17 protein-coding genes are annotated in these 14,099 nt (G+C 60.4%); 9 read left to right on the top strand and 8 right to left on the bottom strand.

All coding sequences use genetic code 11. From position 1 onward, the window contains the following. Positions 1 to 116 (top strand): alanine-zipper protein (locus tag ACIP66_RS14690; protein WP_400648885.1); only part of this gene is annotated, 116 nt, incomplete at its 5' end. A gap of 126 nt (positions 117 to 242) precedes the next feature. Here the strand turns inward: ACIP66_RS14690 and ACIP66_RS14685 are convergent. The 3 genes from ACIP66_RS14685 to ACIP66_RS14675 all read right to left on the bottom strand — a co-directional run bounded on the left by ACIP66_RS14685 (position 243) and on the right by ACIP66_RS14675 (position 2,371). Then, positions 243 to 1,214: a L,D-transpeptidase family protein gene (locus ACIP66_RS14685; RefSeq protein WP_159811584.1), complete on the bottom strand. Its 972-nt coding sequence runs from the start codon at positions 1,212 to 1,214 to the stop codon at positions 243 to 245. A gap of 200 nt (positions 1,215 to 1,414) precedes the next feature. Further along, positions 1,415 to 1,708, bottom strand: a complete 294-nt coding sequence (locus ACIP66_RS14680) for a hypothetical protein (RefSeq protein ID WP_007908575.1) — start codon at positions 1,706 to 1,708, stop codon at positions 1,415 to 1,417. A gap of 57 nt (positions 1,709 to 1,765) precedes the next feature. After that, entirely contained in the window at positions 1,766 to 2,371 is a 606-nt protein-coding gene (locus tag ACIP66_RS14675; RefSeq protein ID WP_053122303.1) for an arylesterase, read from the bottom strand. Positions 2,372 to 2,381: 10 nt separating this feature from the next. Here ACIP66_RS14675 and ACIP66_RS14670 point away from each other — a divergent pair, with 10 nt between their 5' ends. The 3 genes from ACIP66_RS14670 to greB are packed head-to-tail and all read left to right on the top strand — an operon-like array spanning position 2,382 to position 6,101. Continuing rightward, positions 2,382 to 3,065 carry an ABC transporter ATP-binding protein gene (locus ACIP66_RS14670; RefSeq protein WP_159811583.1) on the top strand — a complete coding sequence of 228 codons (684 nt, stop codon included), beginning with the start codon at positions 2,382 to 2,384 and terminating at the stop codon, positions 3,063 to 3,065. Then, the gene (locus ACIP66_RS14665) at positions 3,065 to 5,569 is read left to right on the top strand and encodes an ABC transporter permease (protein WP_159811582.1); all 2,505 of its coding nucleotides are present in this window, start codon (positions 3,065 to 3,067) and stop codon (positions 5,567 to 5,569) included. The genes ACIP66_RS14670 and ACIP66_RS14665 overlap by 1 nt, the downstream gene beginning before the upstream one ends. A 34-nt stretch (positions 5,570 to 5,603) precedes the next feature. Next, positions 5,604 to 6,101, top strand: a complete 498-nt coding sequence (greB, locus tag ACIP66_RS14660; protein ID WP_053122307.1) for a transcription elongation factor GreB — start codon at positions 5,604 to 5,606, stop codon at positions 6,099 to 6,101. A 4-nt stretch (positions 6,102 to 6,105) separates the two neighbouring features. Here the strand turns inward: greB and ACIP66_RS14655 are convergent, their stop codons facing one another. The 4 genes from ACIP66_RS14655 to ACIP66_RS14640 all read right to left on the bottom strand — a co-directional run bounded on the left by ACIP66_RS14655 (position 6,106) and on the right by ACIP66_RS14640 (position 8,305). Then, a complete protein-coding gene (locus ACIP66_RS14655; RefSeq protein WP_400648883.1) occupies positions 6,106 to 6,414 on the bottom strand; it encodes a class I SAM-dependent methyltransferase in 309 nt (102 codons plus the stop codon). Positions 6,415 to 6,623: 209 nt separating this feature from the next. Next, the gene (locus tag ACIP66_RS14650) at positions 6,624 to 7,514 is read right to left on the bottom strand and encodes a pseudouridine synthase (RefSeq protein WP_400648881.1); all 891 of its coding nucleotides are present in this window, start codon (positions 7,512 to 7,514) and stop codon (positions 6,624 to 6,626) included. 71 nt (positions 7,515 to 7,585) lie between these two features. Continuing rightward, on the bottom strand, positions 7,586 to 7,903 hold the full coding sequence (locus tag ACIP66_RS14645) for a transcriptional regulator (RefSeq protein WP_053122309.1): 318 nt from the start codon (positions 7,901 to 7,903) through the stop codon (positions 7,586 to 7,588). A 165-nt stretch (positions 7,904 to 8,068) separates the two neighbouring features. Next, a complete protein-coding gene (locus ACIP66_RS14640) occupies positions 8,069 to 8,305 on the bottom strand; it encodes a glutaredoxin family protein (protein ID WP_053122310.1) in 237 nt (78 codons plus the stop codon). 209 nt (positions 8,306 to 8,514) lie between these two features. On the opposite strand from ACIP66_RS14640, the gene ACIP66_RS14635 reads away from it, so the two are divergent. Next, a complete protein-coding gene (locus tag ACIP66_RS14635; protein WP_400648879.1) occupies positions 8,515 to 10,227 on the top strand; it encodes a cation:proton antiporter in 1,713 nt (570 codons plus the stop codon). Here the strand turns inward: ACIP66_RS14635 and ACIP66_RS14630 are convergent. Continuing rightward, positions 10,224 to 11,432 (bottom strand): ammonium transporter, encoded by a 1,209-nt coding sequence (locus ACIP66_RS14630; RefSeq protein ID WP_400648877.1) that lies wholly within the window; start codon positions 11,430 to 11,432, stop codon positions 10,224 to 10,226. The two genes, ACIP66_RS14635 and ACIP66_RS14630, sit on opposite strands and share 4 nt — an antisense overlap. A gap of 306 nt (positions 11,433 to 11,738) precedes the next feature. On the opposite strand from ACIP66_RS14630, the gene ACIP66_RS14625 reads away from it, so the two are divergent. The 4 genes from ACIP66_RS14625 (at position 11,739) to ACIP66_RS14610 (ending at position 14,064) form a co-directional block, all read left to right on the top strand. Then, on the top strand, positions 11,739 to 12,053 hold the full coding sequence (locus ACIP66_RS14625) for a YqjD family protein (protein WP_053122315.1): 315 nt from the start codon (positions 11,739 to 11,741) through the stop codon (positions 12,051 to 12,053). Positions 12,054 to 12,055: 2 nt separating this feature from the next. Then, a complete protein-coding gene (locus ACIP66_RS14620; RefSeq protein ID WP_008079909.1) occupies positions 12,056 to 12,442 on the top strand; it encodes a phage holin family protein in 387 nt (128 codons plus the stop codon). Further along, positions 12,439 to 12,777 (top strand): hypothetical protein, encoded by a 339-nt coding sequence (locus tag ACIP66_RS14615; RefSeq protein WP_053122317.1) that lies wholly within the window; start codon positions 12,439 to 12,441, stop codon positions 12,775 to 12,777. Before ACIP66_RS14620 ends, ACIP66_RS14615 begins: the two co-directional genes overlap by 4 nt. A 123-nt stretch (positions 12,778 to 12,900) precedes the next feature. Beyond that, positions 12,901 to 14,064, top strand: a complete 1,164-nt coding sequence (locus tag ACIP66_RS14610; RefSeq protein WP_212543712.1) for an EAL domain-containing protein — start codon at positions 12,901 to 12,903, stop codon at positions 14,062 to 14,064. The last annotated feature ends 35 nt before the right edge of the window (positions 14,065 to 14,099 follow it).

The raw sequence follows: 14,099 nt of genomic DNA, 5'->3' as shown, positions 1-14,099 counted from the left end.
ACGAAGCTTACCGTAAAGCTGATGAAGCTCTGGCTGCTGCTCAAAAAGCACAACAGACTGCTGACGAAGCTAACGAGCGTGCTCTGCGCATGCTGGACAAAGCTAGCCGCAAGTAATAGTCCTTCGGGATTGTTATCAAGCCGATCCGATGTCTGGATCGGCTTTTTTGTGCCTGATACTTTTGTCCGGGCAATAAAAAACCCGCCGACGCTTTGGGCATCGACGGGTTCTTGATCGCCAGCTTACTGCTGCAGATCGATCGGCGCACTCGAGACAATCGGTGCCGACGCACTCGGCGTGCCGATTTCTGTCGGCAGACCATCTTCAGCGGCGACCACATCGCGCACTACATCCCAATTCACCCGCAGGTTACTGGTGACGTCTTCACGCTTGAGCATCGCATTGATGACCGCCGTGTGTTTGTCGACCACCGACGGGTTGCCCTTGTCGTCGATCGGCGTGTGCGCTTCCAGGTACACCTTGCCGCCACTGCTGCCGAACTTGTAGGCATCGTTGATGATGCGCACCGACGTGCCGACCGGCACCATGCTGGCCATCTCCAGCACGTTGTTGTTGAACATGCGGAAGCAACCGTGGCTGGTACGCATGCCGATACCGAATTTCTTGTTCGAACCGTGAATCAGGTAACCCGGCGTGCCGAGGTTGAACTTGAACGGCCCCAACGGGTTGTCCGGGCCGGCCGGCACGACGTTCGGCAGCGGATCGCCATCAGCGGCGTGCTCAGCCTTGATCGACGCTGGCGGCGTCCAGGTCGGGTTCGGCGTCTTCGCGGTGATGGTGGTGTGCGCGATCGGCGAACCCCAACCTTCACGGCCAATCCCCAGCGGGAACGTGTAAACCACGTTCTTGCCCTTAGGGAAGTAGTAGAGGCGGTACTCGGCGAGGTTGATCACGATGCCTTCGCGCGGGCCCGGCGGCAGGATGAAACGGGTCGGCAGGACGATTTCTGTGCCGGCGCCCGGCAACCAGGCATCGACGCCCGGGTTGGCCGCGACCATTTCCGAATAGCCCAGATCGTAGGTCGTGCCCAGATCGGCGAAGGTGTCTTCGTACTTGGCTTTGATCACCTGCACCTGACCGATGATGTCTTCACCGGGTGGTGGCAGGGGGAACTCCAATGCAGCAACGGGACCGGCCACACACAGGGCGGCAAGTGACAGGCAGCGGGTGACGGCAGGCAAGCGCGGCAACATCCGGAAAATCCTTCGCATGATCATCAAGGGTATAAGAGCGCGATTGTACACCGCACTTTGAAATTTCGGGGAGACCACCCTGCAGCAGGCGATGCAAGGTGCTTTGGGTGGGAGCGAGCCTGCTCGCGAAGGCGCTGTGTCAGTCGCCAGAAGTGTTGACTGACACGGCCTCTTCGCGAGCAAGCTCGGCTCCTACAAGATCAAAGCTCGAAACGCAGCTCCGGCCAGATCGGCGACGTGCCACGCTTCTGCGACTCCAGAATCGCCCGGCACAACGAACAAAGGCGTTGATCCTGAAACACCCGGCGATCAACACTCGACCAGCGCGGTTGCGCCGGCAGCAGGCTGCCACACAGGGTTCGATCAGCCGAGCCACCGAGTTCGAGCTGACGCGTCACCAAATGCACCCGCACTTCCTGGCAGGCGAACAGATCCAGCTGCTCGTCAGGCTCGATCAGTTGGTAGGCAAACAGGGACCAGGCAGAACGCGACATCTGGGGCTCCGAATAAGGGGGCGCCACATTAGCCGAAAGCCTGCCCTTAGAAAAGCCTCATAACAGCGGTTTTAGCGTCGGCCAGACATTTTCCAGCAACTTGCCCTGAGCCCCGACCGCCGGGTGCAATCCATCGGCCTGCATCAAGTCCGGATGACCGCCGACGCCGTCGAGGAAAAACGGCACCAGCGGGATCTTTTTATCGTCGGCGAGTTTGCCGTAGACCTCGGCGAAAGCATCGGTGTAACGCTTGCCGTAGTTGGGCGGCAGTTGCATGCCGAGCAACAACACCTTGGCGCCGCTCTGGCGCGAGCTGTCGATCATCGAGGCAAGATTTTGTTGCAATTGAGTTGGCGGCATTCCGCGCAAGCCATCGTTGCCGCCCAGTTCGAGGATCACCAGTTCCGGCTTATGCTCTGCAAGCAGCGCCGGCAGGCGCGCCTGGCCTCCGGCACTGGTGTCACCGCTGATGGAGGCATTGACGACTTTATCGTCGAAACCCTCCTGTTTGAGCCGTTGTTCGAGCAACGACACCCACCCCAAGCGGGTATCCAGCCCGAAACCGGCGCTGATACTATCGCCAACGATCAGGACAGTACCCGCCGCTGCGTTCTGGGCCATGCACATAACGGCCAGGCCAGCACTCAAAAACCACACACGCATCGGATTCTCCATGGGCTCAAGCATTCTCACCGCGAAGAACCTCAGCAAAGTGGTTCCCAGCGCGGAAGGTGAACTGACTATCCTGCACGAACTCAGCCTGGAACTGAACAAGGGCGACAGCCTGGCCATCGTTGGCGCGTCCGGTTCCGGCAAATCCACCCTCCTCGGCCTGCTCGCCGGCCTCGACCTGCCGAGCAGCGGCGAAGTCATTCTCGCCGGGCAAAGCCTGAGCAATCTCGATGAAGACCAGCGCGCACGCATTCGCGCCGAGCACGTTGGCTTCGTATTTCAGTCGTTTCAATTGCTCGACAGCCTGAATGCGCTGGAAAACGTCATGCTGCCGCTGGAACTCGACGGCCGCAAAGACGCGCGTGAGCGTGCGACCGAATTGCTCCAGCGCGTCGGCCTCGGCCAGCGCCTGACCCACTCGCCGCGCCAGCTCTCCGGTGGCGAGCAGCAGCGTGTAGCGATTGCCCGAGCGTTTGCCGCCGAGCCTGATGTGCTGTTCGCCGACGAACCCACCGGCAACCTCGACAGCCACACCGGCGAGCGCATCAGCGACTTGCTCTTCGAGTTGAACAAGGAACGCGGCACCACCCTGGTGCTGGTGACCCACGACGAACGCCTGGCCCATCGCTGCCGGCGCCTGATCCGTCTTGAAGCCGGGCTGTTGGTCGCCCCTCTGGAGCCTTGATGGCACGTTTGCCGCTGTTGCGTCTGTTCAGTCTCGCCATTCGCCAATTAATGCGCGATGCCCGCGCCGGCGAATTGCGCGTGTTGTTCTTTGCATTGGTGGTGGCCGTGGCGGCCAGTACCGCCATCGGCTACTTCGGCGCACGTTTGAACGGCGCGATGATGTTGCGCGCCACCGAGTTTCTCGGCGCCGATCTAGTGCTTGAAGGCAGCTCACCGGCCCGCGAGGAACAAATCAAAAGCGGCACCGAGTTGCGCCTGAATCATGCGCAAGTGGTGGAGTTCTCCAGCGTCATCGCCACCGACAACGGCATACAGTTGTCGAGCATCAAAGCCGTCGATCGCGCCTATCCATTACGCGGTGAACTGAAAAGTGCGCCGGCCCCCTTCGCCCCTGAAGACATCGGCGGCGAACCGCAGCCCGGCGAAGCCTGGGTCGAAGCACGCTTGCTGACAGCGCTGGATCTGAAGATCGGCGACAGCATCGACGTCGGCATGAAGACGTTGAAGCTGACCCGCATCCTGACTTACGAACCGGATCGCGCCGGCAACTTTTATAGCCTGACCCCACGGGTCCTGATCAACCTCGACGACCTCGCCGCCACCGGCGTGGTGCAACCCGGTAGCCGGGTGAGTTATCGCGAACTGTGGCGCGGCGAACCGCAGGCGCTGGAAACCTATCGGCAACTGATCAAACCGGGCCTTGCGGCCAATCAGCGCATTCAGGATGCCCGCGACGGTAACCGGCAAATTGGTGGCGCGCTGGGCAAGGCCGAACGTTATCTGAACATGGCCAGCCTGGTCGCAGTGCTGTTGGCCGGTGTAGCAGTGGCGTTGTCGGCGAACCGTTTTGCCAGCCGCCGTTTCGATGCCAGCGCGTTACTGCGCTGCCTCGGACTGTCGCGCCGGGAAACCATGCTGCTGTTCAGTATTCAACTGACTGTACTTGGCTTGCTCGCTGCCCTCAGCGGTGCGCTGCTCGGTTGGTTGGCGCAGTTGGGCTTGTTCGCACTGCTGCATGATTTGCTGCCGAGCGATGTACCTGCGGGCGGATTGTTTCCGGCGATTGCCGGGATCGGCACCGGGCTCGTAGCCTTGGCCGGTTTCGCCCTGCCGCCGCTCGCGGCACTGGGTCGCGTACCGCCGCTGCGCGTGTTGCGTCGCGACATGCTGCCTATTCCGTCGAGCACCTGGATGGTTTATGGCGTGGCACTCGGCGCACTCGGTCTGATCATGTGGCGTTTGAGTCTGGATCTGCTGCTGACATTTGCCTTGCTCGGCGGCGGTGTGGTTGCCGCGCTGGTGCTTGGCGGTTTGCTGCTCTTACTGCTGAAAAGTCTGCGCCGGATGCTCGCCCGCGCTTCGCTGCCGTGGCGCCTGGGTCTGGGGCAGTTGCTGCGTCATCCCTTGGCCGCCGCCGGTCAATCGCTGGCCTTCGGTTTAATCCTGTTGTCGATGGCGTTGATCGCGCTACTGCGTGGCGAACTGCTCGACACTTGGCAAAACCAGTTGCCGAAAAATGCCCCTAACTACTTTGCCCTGAACATTCTGCCCGCCGATAAACAGGCGTTCAGCGATCACCTGATCAATGTGTCAGCCCAAGCGGCGCCGCTTTATCCGGTAGTGCCGGGCCGACTGATCAGCATCAACGGCGATCCGGTACAGCAGATCGTCAGCAAGGATTCGGCGGGGGATCGTGCGATACAACGCGACCTGAGCCTGACCTGGGCTGCCGATTTGCCCACTGGTAACAAAATCACCGCAGGGTCATGGTGGAGCGGACAACCGTCGGACGACGTACCCGGTGTGTCGGTCGAAGGTAAAGTTGCAGAGAGTCTGAAACTGAAGCTTGGCGATCATCTGGTGTTCACTGTCGGCGGGGTCAATCGTGAAGCGAAGGTCACCAGCCTGCGCGAGATCAACTGGGATAACTTCCAGCCGAACTTCTTCATGATCTTCCAGCCCGGCACCTTGAAAGATCTGCCAGCGACCTACCTGACCAGCTTCTATCTGGCACCGGGTCATGATCAGCAGATTGTCGAGCTGTCGCGCGCCTTCCCGGCGGTGACCATCCTGCAGGTCGAAGCCCTGCTCGAACAGCTGCGCAGCATCCTCGCCCAAGTCACCCTGGCCGTGGAATATGTGTTGTTGTTTGTTTTGGCGGCGGGAATGGCGGTGTTGTTTTCCGGCCTGCAAGCGACGCTGGATGAACGTATTCGCCAAGGCGCGTTGTTGCGTGCGCTGGGCGCGGAACGGCAATTGCTGATCAAGGCGCGGCGCATCGAGTTCGGTTTGCTCGGCGCGGTCAGCGGTTTGCTCGCGGCCATCGGTTCGGAAGTGGTGAGTCTGGTGCTCTATCGCTACGCCTTCGACCTGCCGTGGCATCCGCATCCATGGTTGTTGGTGCTGCCATTGATAGGCGCGGCGCTGATCGGTGGCGCCGGTGTATTCGGTACGCGCCGGGCGCTCAACGCAAGTCCGCTGACAGTGTTGCGCGAGGGTTGATAGACTCCAGCGGACTTAACCACAAGAAGTTGCCATGAGTCGTTACCGCCCTCCCCGCCCCGCTGGCACCGCGCTGATCACCCCCGAAGGTGAAGCGCGGATGCGTGCCGAATTCCATGAGCTGTGGCATGTGCGTCGCCCGCAGGTGACGCAGTCGGTCAGCGAGGCTGCGGCGCAAGGTGATCGCTCTGAAAACGCCGAATACACCTACGGCAAGAAGATGCTGCGCGAGATCGACAGCCGCGTGCGCTTTCTGACCAAACGTCTGGAAGCACTCAAGGTGGTCAGCGAAAAACCCAGCGACCCGAACAAGGTTTACTTCGGTGCGTGGGTCACGATCGAGGACGAAGACGGCAAGCAATCGCGTTACCGCATCGTCGGCCCCGATGAACTGGATCTGAAACTCGGTTTGATCAGCATCGATTCGCCACTGGCCCGCGCCTTGATCGGCAAGGCGCTAGACGCAGAGGTGCGCGTGCAAACGCCGACCGGAGAACAGTTCGTCTACATCGTGGCGATCGAATATCTCTGAAAAATCAGCGGCGGGTGATCAGGCCTTGCCGCGCAACGCGGGTCAGTTGCTTGATCATTTCCGGCGCGTCTTCCGCGCTTGGCGCCTGAATCACTGCCAGATCAAAACTGTCACTGGCAAACCGCGCCAGCGACTCGCCGTCTTGGACAAACTGGATCAGGAATGCGGCAGGGCCGCCGCTGCGGCGTGGCCAACCATCGAGATAACGCAACAGCGTCGGCTGATGTTTGCCGCCAAGCAGGATTTTCGGGTTGCGTTGAGTGATATGCGCGGTGATCGGCGCGGGACGTGCAGGAGGGCGTAGTGCATTCATTGGTCGTGTCTCTGCCTCAAAAGTCTGCATGGCAGGTGAGAGGCAACACCGAACCAGCGCTTTAGCGGTATTTCGAAGCCCTGTTCCGGCTTCTGACGGCAACTGTTGAAGTCACCTGGCGCCCCGCAAGTAGCTGTTTAAATCGGCGCATAAACACATGCTAGATAACGTGACCGTACAGTGTCAAGAATCAGCAGCTATAAGCGACATCACCACTGCAAGGTGATGCGGCTTTCGAATTCGCGCTCCTCGCCAGTGACCGGGTCGATGAAGCGCAGGCCCTGCGCCAACAGTTTCAGCGGATTGGCGTAGTCATCTTCAACGTCTTTCAACACATCCGGGTAAAACGGATCGTTGCAGATGCTCGCGCCCAATGCGCTCATGTGCACACGCAGTTGATGTTTTTTGCCGGTGACCGGGTACAGGCCATAGCGCCACAGATCGCCGTTCTTCTCGCGAACTTCGACCGCCGTTTCCGTATTGCTGACGCCCGGCCCTTCCTGCATGCGAAAAAACGGCTCGCCATCGACCAGTCGACTTTTGTGTACCAACGGGAAATTCAGCTCAGGCAGCGCTGGCGCGATGGCTTCGTAGCGCTTGTCGATCTGCCGGGTCGGGAACAGTGACTGAAAAGCCGAGCGCGTTTGCGGATTAGCCGAGAAGATCACCAGCCCGGCGGTGTGCCGGTCGATGCGGTGCAGCGGCACCAGATGGGGATTGTCCAGACGCCGAATCAAGCGTCGCAGCAACGTCTGTTCGACGTACTCACCGGCCGGGGTCACTGGCAGGAAATGCGGTTTGTCCGCCACCACCAGATGCTCGTCGGCATAAAGAATCGACTCGACCACGGGGATCGGTTTCTCGTCCGGCACTTCACGGAAGTAGTGAATGCGCAGACCTTCCTTGTAAGGCAGATCCACCGAAATCGGTTGACCATTACCGTCGAGCACTCGGCCACGGGCGATACGATCCAGCCACTGCTCACGGCCGATGGCCCGAAAGTGCTCGCACAAACAATCAAGCACCGTCGACCAGGAACCCGGTGGCAGATACAGGGTGCTGGCCTGATTGTGTGCAGCGGAAAATGGAGATGTGGACATACGAGAATTCTAACCCTCAGTGCAGGCCGGCATTATCCAACACTGAGGGAAACGAACCTAGCGCAGAATCCTCACGCCGGAATCGACTTGAGCGCCGCCGCCTCAGTGAACTCCTTGAGCCAGCGCAACACCTCGACCGCCTCCCAGCGACCCGGGTCATACAAGGCGTAAAGCAAGCCCTGATAACCGACTACGTCGAGTTGCTTGTGATAACCGGCACGCTGAAACAGCGCCTCGATCTCGGCAAAGCACGTATTGAAATGGACTTTATTGAAGGGCGTCTTGCCTTCCGTGACCAAGCCGTCGAGGCGCAATTCGGCGACGGCCTCGCGCACCACGTCAACCGACATCCGGTTCACGCTGTTCTTCAACTGTTCGACATTGACCACGGTGCATCCCTCTGACGTCCGGCTCACCAGCTCACGCCCTGCAAAAAACACAGAATGCAGCAGGTCAACCCAATTACTGTATGAACATACAGTAACCGAATATTTGGCAAACTGCCAAGGAATGGATGCGCGGTCGCGACCGGCGGGGAGGATGCAGAAAACCGACTATTGGAGGAACGCCACAACCTGATCAGCGTTGAACGGCCAGCCCAACTCCGCGCCGGTGTCGACGCGGCGCAGCACTGGAATGCGCAGACTGTAAGCCTCGAACCACGACTCGTCGTCAGCAATGTCGACCAGTTCCACCAGCAAACCGTGCTCGACAAAAGGCATCAGCTCGGCTTCGGCCAATTCGCACAAATGGCATCCAAGGGTGCCGAACAGCTGACATTCAGGAGGCATGATGGGCTCGACCACAAAAAGAGTGCGCCTATTCTAGGCCGCAGCGCAAAACCCGTCGACCCACCGCCGCCCAAAGGCTTGAGCCTTTCCGACAGCGCTTGCGCGCAAAACCCTGATGCAAATCAGTCCGCAGAAATCGCAATTACGTGATCCTCCCGCTCTTTTTGCCTCTACGCTTGAACAGCCAGAGCCTGACATCGGAGTGTCTAGTGTTTGCCAACCTGTTGATCATCCTCGCCTCGTCCCTCGTGGTGATTGCCCTGTTCCGCCGCCTGCGATTGCCACCGGTGCTGGGTTACCTGTGCGTGGGCTTGCTGGTCGGGCCGAGTGCATTCGATTGGGTCAACGAGAGTGAGCATCTGCCGGACGTGGCTGAATTGGGCGTGGTGTTCCTGCTGTTTTCGCTCGGGCTGGAATTTTCTCTATCGAAGATGATTGCGTTGCGCCAAGTGGTGTTCCGGCTGGGCAGTCAGCAGGTGCTGATCAGCACCGCGCTTCTGGGTCTGATCCTGATTTTGCTGGGCATGCCGGTGACGCCCGCTTTGTTGCTCGGCGCCGGGCTGTCGTTGTCGTCCACGGCGATTGTCACCAAGGAACTCGGCAGTCTCGGCGAAGTGTTCAGCAGCCACGGCCAGAATGCGGTCGGCGTGTTGCTGTTTCAGGACGTGGTGGCGGTTTTGCTGCTGACGCTGGTGCCGGTGTTCGCCGGCAGCAGCGCACAGGCCTGGTACTGGGCCCTGCCGCTGACGCTGGCGAAAACCGTGGTGCTGTTTGTCGGTCTGCTGCTCGCCAGTCGCTGGTTGCTGCCACGGCTGTTTCATGAAGTGGCGGCTTCGCGCTCCGCGGAATTGTTCGTGCTGTTGGCGCTGGTGATCGTACTGCTGACGGCGTGGCTGACGCACTTGCTCGGCTTGTCCCCTGCCCTCGGCGCGTTTCTCGCCGGCATGTTGCTCGGCGAGAGTCATTACCGGCATCAGATCGAAGCCGATATCCGGCCATTCCGCGACATCTTGCTCGGGGTGTTTTTCGTCAGCATCGGCATGCTGATCGACCTGCAACTGTTTGTCAGCGATGGCTTGCTGATTCTCGGGCTCACGGTCGGTTTGATGGTGATCAAGGGGATCGTCGTCGCGCTGCTGGTGAAGTGGCGCGGTAGCGATAGCGAAACCGCGTGGCGCAGCGGTCTCGCCCTGGCCCAGGGCGGCGAGTTCTGCTTCGCGCTGATGGCTCAGATGCAGCAAAGCAGTCTGCTGCCGGAAAGGCTCGGCGCCTTGCTGCTGGCGGCGACGTTCTGCTCGATGGTGCTGACGCCGCTGCTGTTACGCGCCGCACCACGCATCGCCGCCGCCCTGCACCGCAAGCCCAATCAGGAAGCGCAGATCGAGGAGATCAGCGCACTTAACGCTGACCTCGACAAGCACGTGGTGATCTGTGGCTACGGTCGCGTCGGCCAATCCATTGGCCGCTTCATGCGCAATGCCAAGCAACCATTCATTGCTTTGGACAATGACCCGGTGCGTGTTCAGGAAGCGGCCTCTGGCGAGAGCGATGTGCATTATGGCGATTCCGCGCGCGGTGATCTGCTCACCGCTGTCGGCCTGTTGCGCGCCCGCTTGTTGGTGATCGCCGTCGATCAAAGCGATGTCGCCCTGGGCATTCTCAAAGAAGCGCGCCGACTCAACACGCACATACCGATTCTGGTGCGCACCCGCGACGACAGCCAATGGAGTGAACTGAAAGCCGCCGGCGCCACCGAGGTGGTGCCGGAGCTGTTGGAGTCGAGCCTGATGCTCGCCTCACACGCGTTGATCATGCTCGGTCTGCCCGCACATCAGGTGCAGGAACAAGTCGATCAAGTGCGCATCGACCGCTATCGTCTGTTGCACGGTTTTTATCCCGGTGCCGACGATGAAGAAGCCTAGTCCTGACTCACCGCGCCAATCTTGTGCAGCGACAGATCGGCGCCGTAATACTCTTGTTCCTGACTCAGGCGCAGCCCATGCAAGGCCTTGATCGCGCCGTACACGACGAAGCCACCGATCAGCGCCACCGCAACGCCGAGCGCGCTGCCGAGCAACTGGCTGATCAGGCTGACGCCGCCGAGTCCACCGAGCGCGGTCTGGCCGAAGATGCCACAGGCAATCCCGCCCCATACGCCACACAAACCGTGCAACGGCCACACACCCAACACGTCGTCGATACGCCATTTCACCTGCGCGGCGGTAAAGCACCAGACAAACAGCGCACCGGCAATCGCGCCGGTGACCAATGCGCCCACCGGGTGCATCAAGTCGGAACCGGCGCAGATCGCCACCAAACCGGCCAAGGGGCCGTTGTGCAGGAAGCCCGGGTCATTGCGCCCGACGATCAACGCCGCCATGGTGCCGCCGACCATCGCCATCAACGAGTTGACTGCCACCAGCCCACTGACGCCTTGCAGCGTCTGCGCGCTCATCACGTTGAAGCCGAACCAGCCGACAATCAGAATCCACGAACCCAGCGCCAGAAACGGAATGCTCGACGGTGCAAACGCCACCAAGCGTCCATCGCGATAACGTCCATTGCGCGGCCCGAGCAACAACACCGCCGCCAGCGCCAGCCAGCCGCCCATCGCATGCACCACCACGGAACCGGCGAAGTCATGGAACGGCGCGCCGAACTGCGCCGTCAGCCACGCTTGCAGGCCATAGTTACCGTTCCAGATCATCCCTTCGAAAAACGGATAGATGAACGCCACGATCAGTGCCGTCGCGCACAACTGCGGAACGAAGCGCGCGCGCTCGGCAATGCCACCGGAAATGATCGCCGGGATCGCCGCCGCGAAGGTCAGCAGGAAGAAAAACTTCACCAAACCATAACCGTGATCAGCGCTGAGTACCGCCGCCGGTTGCATGAAGGTCACGCCGTAAGAGAGCCAATAGCCTATAAAGAAATAGGCCAGGGTCGAGACGGCGAAATCGCTGAGGATTTTCGCCAAGGCGTTGACCTGGTTTTTCTGGCGAACCGTACCGACTTCCAGAAAGGCGAAACCGGCGTGCATCGCCAGCACCATCACCGCCCCGATCAAAATGAACAAGGTGTTGGAGCTGTGCACCAGGGTGTCCACAGCGCTTTGCAGATTTTCCATAAGCAGGCAGACCTAAAGGCGAAAAAGGCACCAAAGCGGTTCATGCGGACATTTCATGCACCAAGTTGCGACCACGCAGTCACTGAAGGGATTGTCCAGTGAACTGCTTTGGCGCACGCGGTCGATGTCCTGACACGTACCGGGATTATTTGAGTTAAGGTTTTCCAGCGCGCACGCCCGGCAACAGCGCACAGCGACCGGGCCACGCACCACGAGATAGCAAAAGTTGTACCAGTCATTTGTACTGAACCTTCGCGCAAGGCTCATACTCGAACGCATCAGAACGCCAACTACGGAGATCCACCCATGGCCAGCATCAAGGCAAAGACTGCTCAAGAAATCCTGATGAACGACTTCCAGACACTGGTCGCCGACACCGAACGGTTGCTCGAGCACACCGCCACCCTGGCCGGCGATCAGGCAGATGAACTGCGTGAGCAGATCCACGACAGCCTGTTGCGCGCCCGCGAAACCCTGAAGCTGACCGAAGACACCCTGCGCGAACGCGGTCAGGCTGCGGTTTCCGCTACCGAAGACTACGTGTCGGCCAACCCTTGGCAATCGGTGGGGATCGCCGCTGGCGTCGGCTTCCTTATTGGCCTGCTGGCCACTCGGCGCTGATCATGTCGATCGGTGAATCCGGCCCGACAGCGGGCACCGCCTCCTCCACGCGGCGTCTGGGCGCCGCCGTTCTCGGTCTGCTGCACAGCCATGTCGAATTGTTCGGCATTGAATTACAGGAGCAGAAATCACGTACCGTCAGCCTGTTGCTGTTCGCAGGCCTGGCGCTGGTCTTTGCCCTGTTGTTGCTGGTGGGTTTATCGACGCTGGTGATGATCATCTTCTGGGACACCTATCGTCTCGCCGCGATCATTGGCCTGTGCGTCTTTTACACCCTGGCCTCGATCTTCTGCGGGCTGCGCCTGAAGGCCGCGATCTTCGATGAGTCCTCGCCTTTCCACGGCACGCTCGAAGAGCTGGCCAACGACCGGGAGCGCCTGCTGCCATGAGCCTGCCTCAACTTCCGCACAATGGTTCGCGACGGGAAATGCGCAAGGCACTGATCCGTCTGCGCATGGAAATGCACCGTCAGGAAATCCGCCACGAAACCGCGCAAGTGCTGCAACCCCTGCAGCGCATGCGCGGCATGACGCAAAACCTGCAAGGCGGCTTCGGCATCAAACACGCGCCGTTATGGGGTGTGGCGGCGGTAACGCTGCTGGGTTTCATCACCGGCAAAGGCGCGAAAAGCGGCGGCGTCGGTGGTCTGACCCGTCTGATCCGTCTCGGCACCAGCCTTGGGCCATTGATCAGACTGGTCATGCAAAGCTCTGGCAAACGCTGAACTGACGCATCTGGCTACATTCTTGCAACACCGGCGGGATGAACCTCTTATCCAGAGGTTCAATCCTGCACGCCTACCCGGTCGGCAGGGTTCAACCAGAACAAGAACGACTAAGGAGGCCCCGTGATCGACGGGCAACCGCTCGCCTGCTTTCAGCCTTTTATCGATACTGCCACCGGACGCATTGCCGGCGTTGAAGCATTGGGCCGCCTGCGTCAGGCTGATGGACAACTGAATTCGGTCGGGCCGCTTTTCGCCGACCCGCGCGTGCCGGCCATCGCCCTGCGCCGCCTCGACCGGCAGATCCGTGACAACGCCTTGAGCCGTCTGCATGAAGCGCCGGCAGACTGGTTTCTCAGTCTGAACATGTCGCCACGCTGGATCAGTCGTCTGCGCCCCGACCAAGCCTTGCCCAGCCTCAAACAACTGGCCCGGCATGGCGTCGATCCGCAGCGCATCGTTTTCGAAATCACCGAATTGGGCGGCAATAGCCAACGCCTGGCAGAAGTGGTCGCGCGCTATCGTCAGGCCGGAGCACGAATCGCCATTGATGACTTTGGCGCGGGTTATTCGCAGCTTGATCGAGTGCTGGCCTTGCAGCCAGACATCCTCAAACTCGACATGCGCCTGTTCCAGGCGGCCGCGTTGGGCGGGCCCAGCAGTGACGTGGTCAAAGCGCTGGCACAGATGGCAGAAAAGACAGGCTGCTGGATCATCGCCGAAGGTGTCGAGACCGAAGCGCAGCTGAACTTTGCCCTGGAGTGCGGCTCGCGCTACGTGCAAGGTTTTCTGTTCGCACGTGCCCAGCAAGACTTCTTCCCCGCCGATGCGTTTGTGCAACGTTTCGCTGAACTTCGCCAACGCTACGTCCGGCAGAAACTCAACGAACGCGGGCGATTGATGCAGATGCGCCAGCAACTCAGCGAACTGATGACGATCCTGCAAACCTGGGCTCAGGCCCGCGCGCCCTTGACTGCATTGCCGCAACTGGATGCCTTTCCGTGGCTGCTGCGGTTTTACCAATGCGATCGCCACGGCACACAACTGACGCCCAATCTGGAATGGCGGCAGAACGGCTGGTTCGCCGACAACCGCTATCTGGGGCACAACTGGTCGTGGCGCCCGTACTTCTACCATCTGCTCGCCGAAGGCTGGGAAGAACGCCGTCTGACCCTGTCGAACACCTACCGCGATGCCACCAGCAACCAGTACTGCCTCACCGCCGGACAGTTTTTCGACAACGGTGAACGACTGCTGCTGATCGACATTGATGCGGCGGGACTGTAGTTCCGCTTGCAGGCACGGGGCTGAACCGGGAAGCT

Origin of the sequence: Pseudomonas sp. NPDC088429 (assembly GCF_044753305.1) — a bacterium.
In the GTDB taxonomy this organism is placed as follows: Bacteria; Pseudomonadota; Gammaproteobacteria; order Pseudomonadales; family Pseudomonadaceae; genus Aquipseudomonas; species Aquipseudomonas rustica.
The sequence above is the reverse complement of the archived record's forward strand: the minus strand, read 5'-3'. Positions and strand labels throughout refer to the sequence as shown.

Excerpts from the sequence above, each read along its gene's own strand:
- ACIP66_RS14625 (WP_053122315.1), top strand. The coding sequence starts at position 11,739 with ATGGCCAGCATCAAGGCAAAGACTGCTCAAGAAATCCTGATGAACGAC.
- ACIP66_RS14670 (WP_159811583.1), top strand. The coding sequence starts at position 2,382 with ATGGGCTCAAGCATTCTCACCGCGAAGAACCTCAGCAAAGTGGTTCCC.
- ACIP66_RS14640 (WP_053122310.1), bottom strand. The coding sequence starts at position 8,305 with ATGCCTCCTGAATGTCAGCTGTTCGGCACCCTTGGATGCCATTTGTGC.
- ACIP66_RS14615 (WP_053122317.1), top strand. The coding sequence starts at position 12,439 with ATGAGCCTGCCTCAACTTCCGCACAATGGTTCGCGACGGGAAATGCGC.
- ACIP66_RS14685 (WP_159811584.1), bottom strand. The coding sequence starts at position 1,214 with ATGTTGCCGCGCTTGCCTGCCGTCACCCGCTGCCTGTCACTTGCCGCC.
- ACIP66_RS14630 (WP_400648877.1), bottom strand. The coding sequence starts at position 11,432 with ATGGAAAATCTGCAAAGCGCTGTGGACACCCTGGTGCACAGCTCCAAC.
- ACIP66_RS14655 (WP_400648883.1), bottom strand. The coding sequence starts at position 6,414 with ATGAATGCACTACGCCCTCCTGCACGTCCCGCGCCGATCACCGCGCAT.
- ACIP66_RS14620 (WP_008079909.1), top strand. The coding sequence starts at position 12,056 with ATGTCGATCGGTGAATCCGGCCCGACAGCGGGCACCGCCTCCTCCACG.
- greB (WP_053122307.1), top strand. The coding sequence starts at position 5,604 with ATGAGTCGTTACCGCCCTCCCCGCCCCGCTGGCACCGCGCTGATCACC.
- ACIP66_RS14680 (WP_007908575.1), bottom strand. The coding sequence starts at position 1,708 with ATGTCGCGTTCTGCCTGGTCCCTGTTTGCCTACCAACTGATCGAGCCT.
- ACIP66_RS14675 (WP_053122303.1), bottom strand. The coding sequence starts at position 2,371 with ATGCGTGTGTGGTTTTTGAGTGCTGGCCTGGCCGTTATGTGCATGGCC.
- ACIP66_RS14650 (WP_400648881.1), bottom strand. The coding sequence starts at position 7,514 with ATGTCCACATCTCCATTTTCCGCTGCACACAATCAGGCCAGCACCCTG.
- ACIP66_RS14665 (WP_159811582.1), top strand. The coding sequence starts at position 3,065 with ATGGCACGTTTGCCGCTGTTGCGTCTGTTCAGTCTCGCCATTCGCCAA.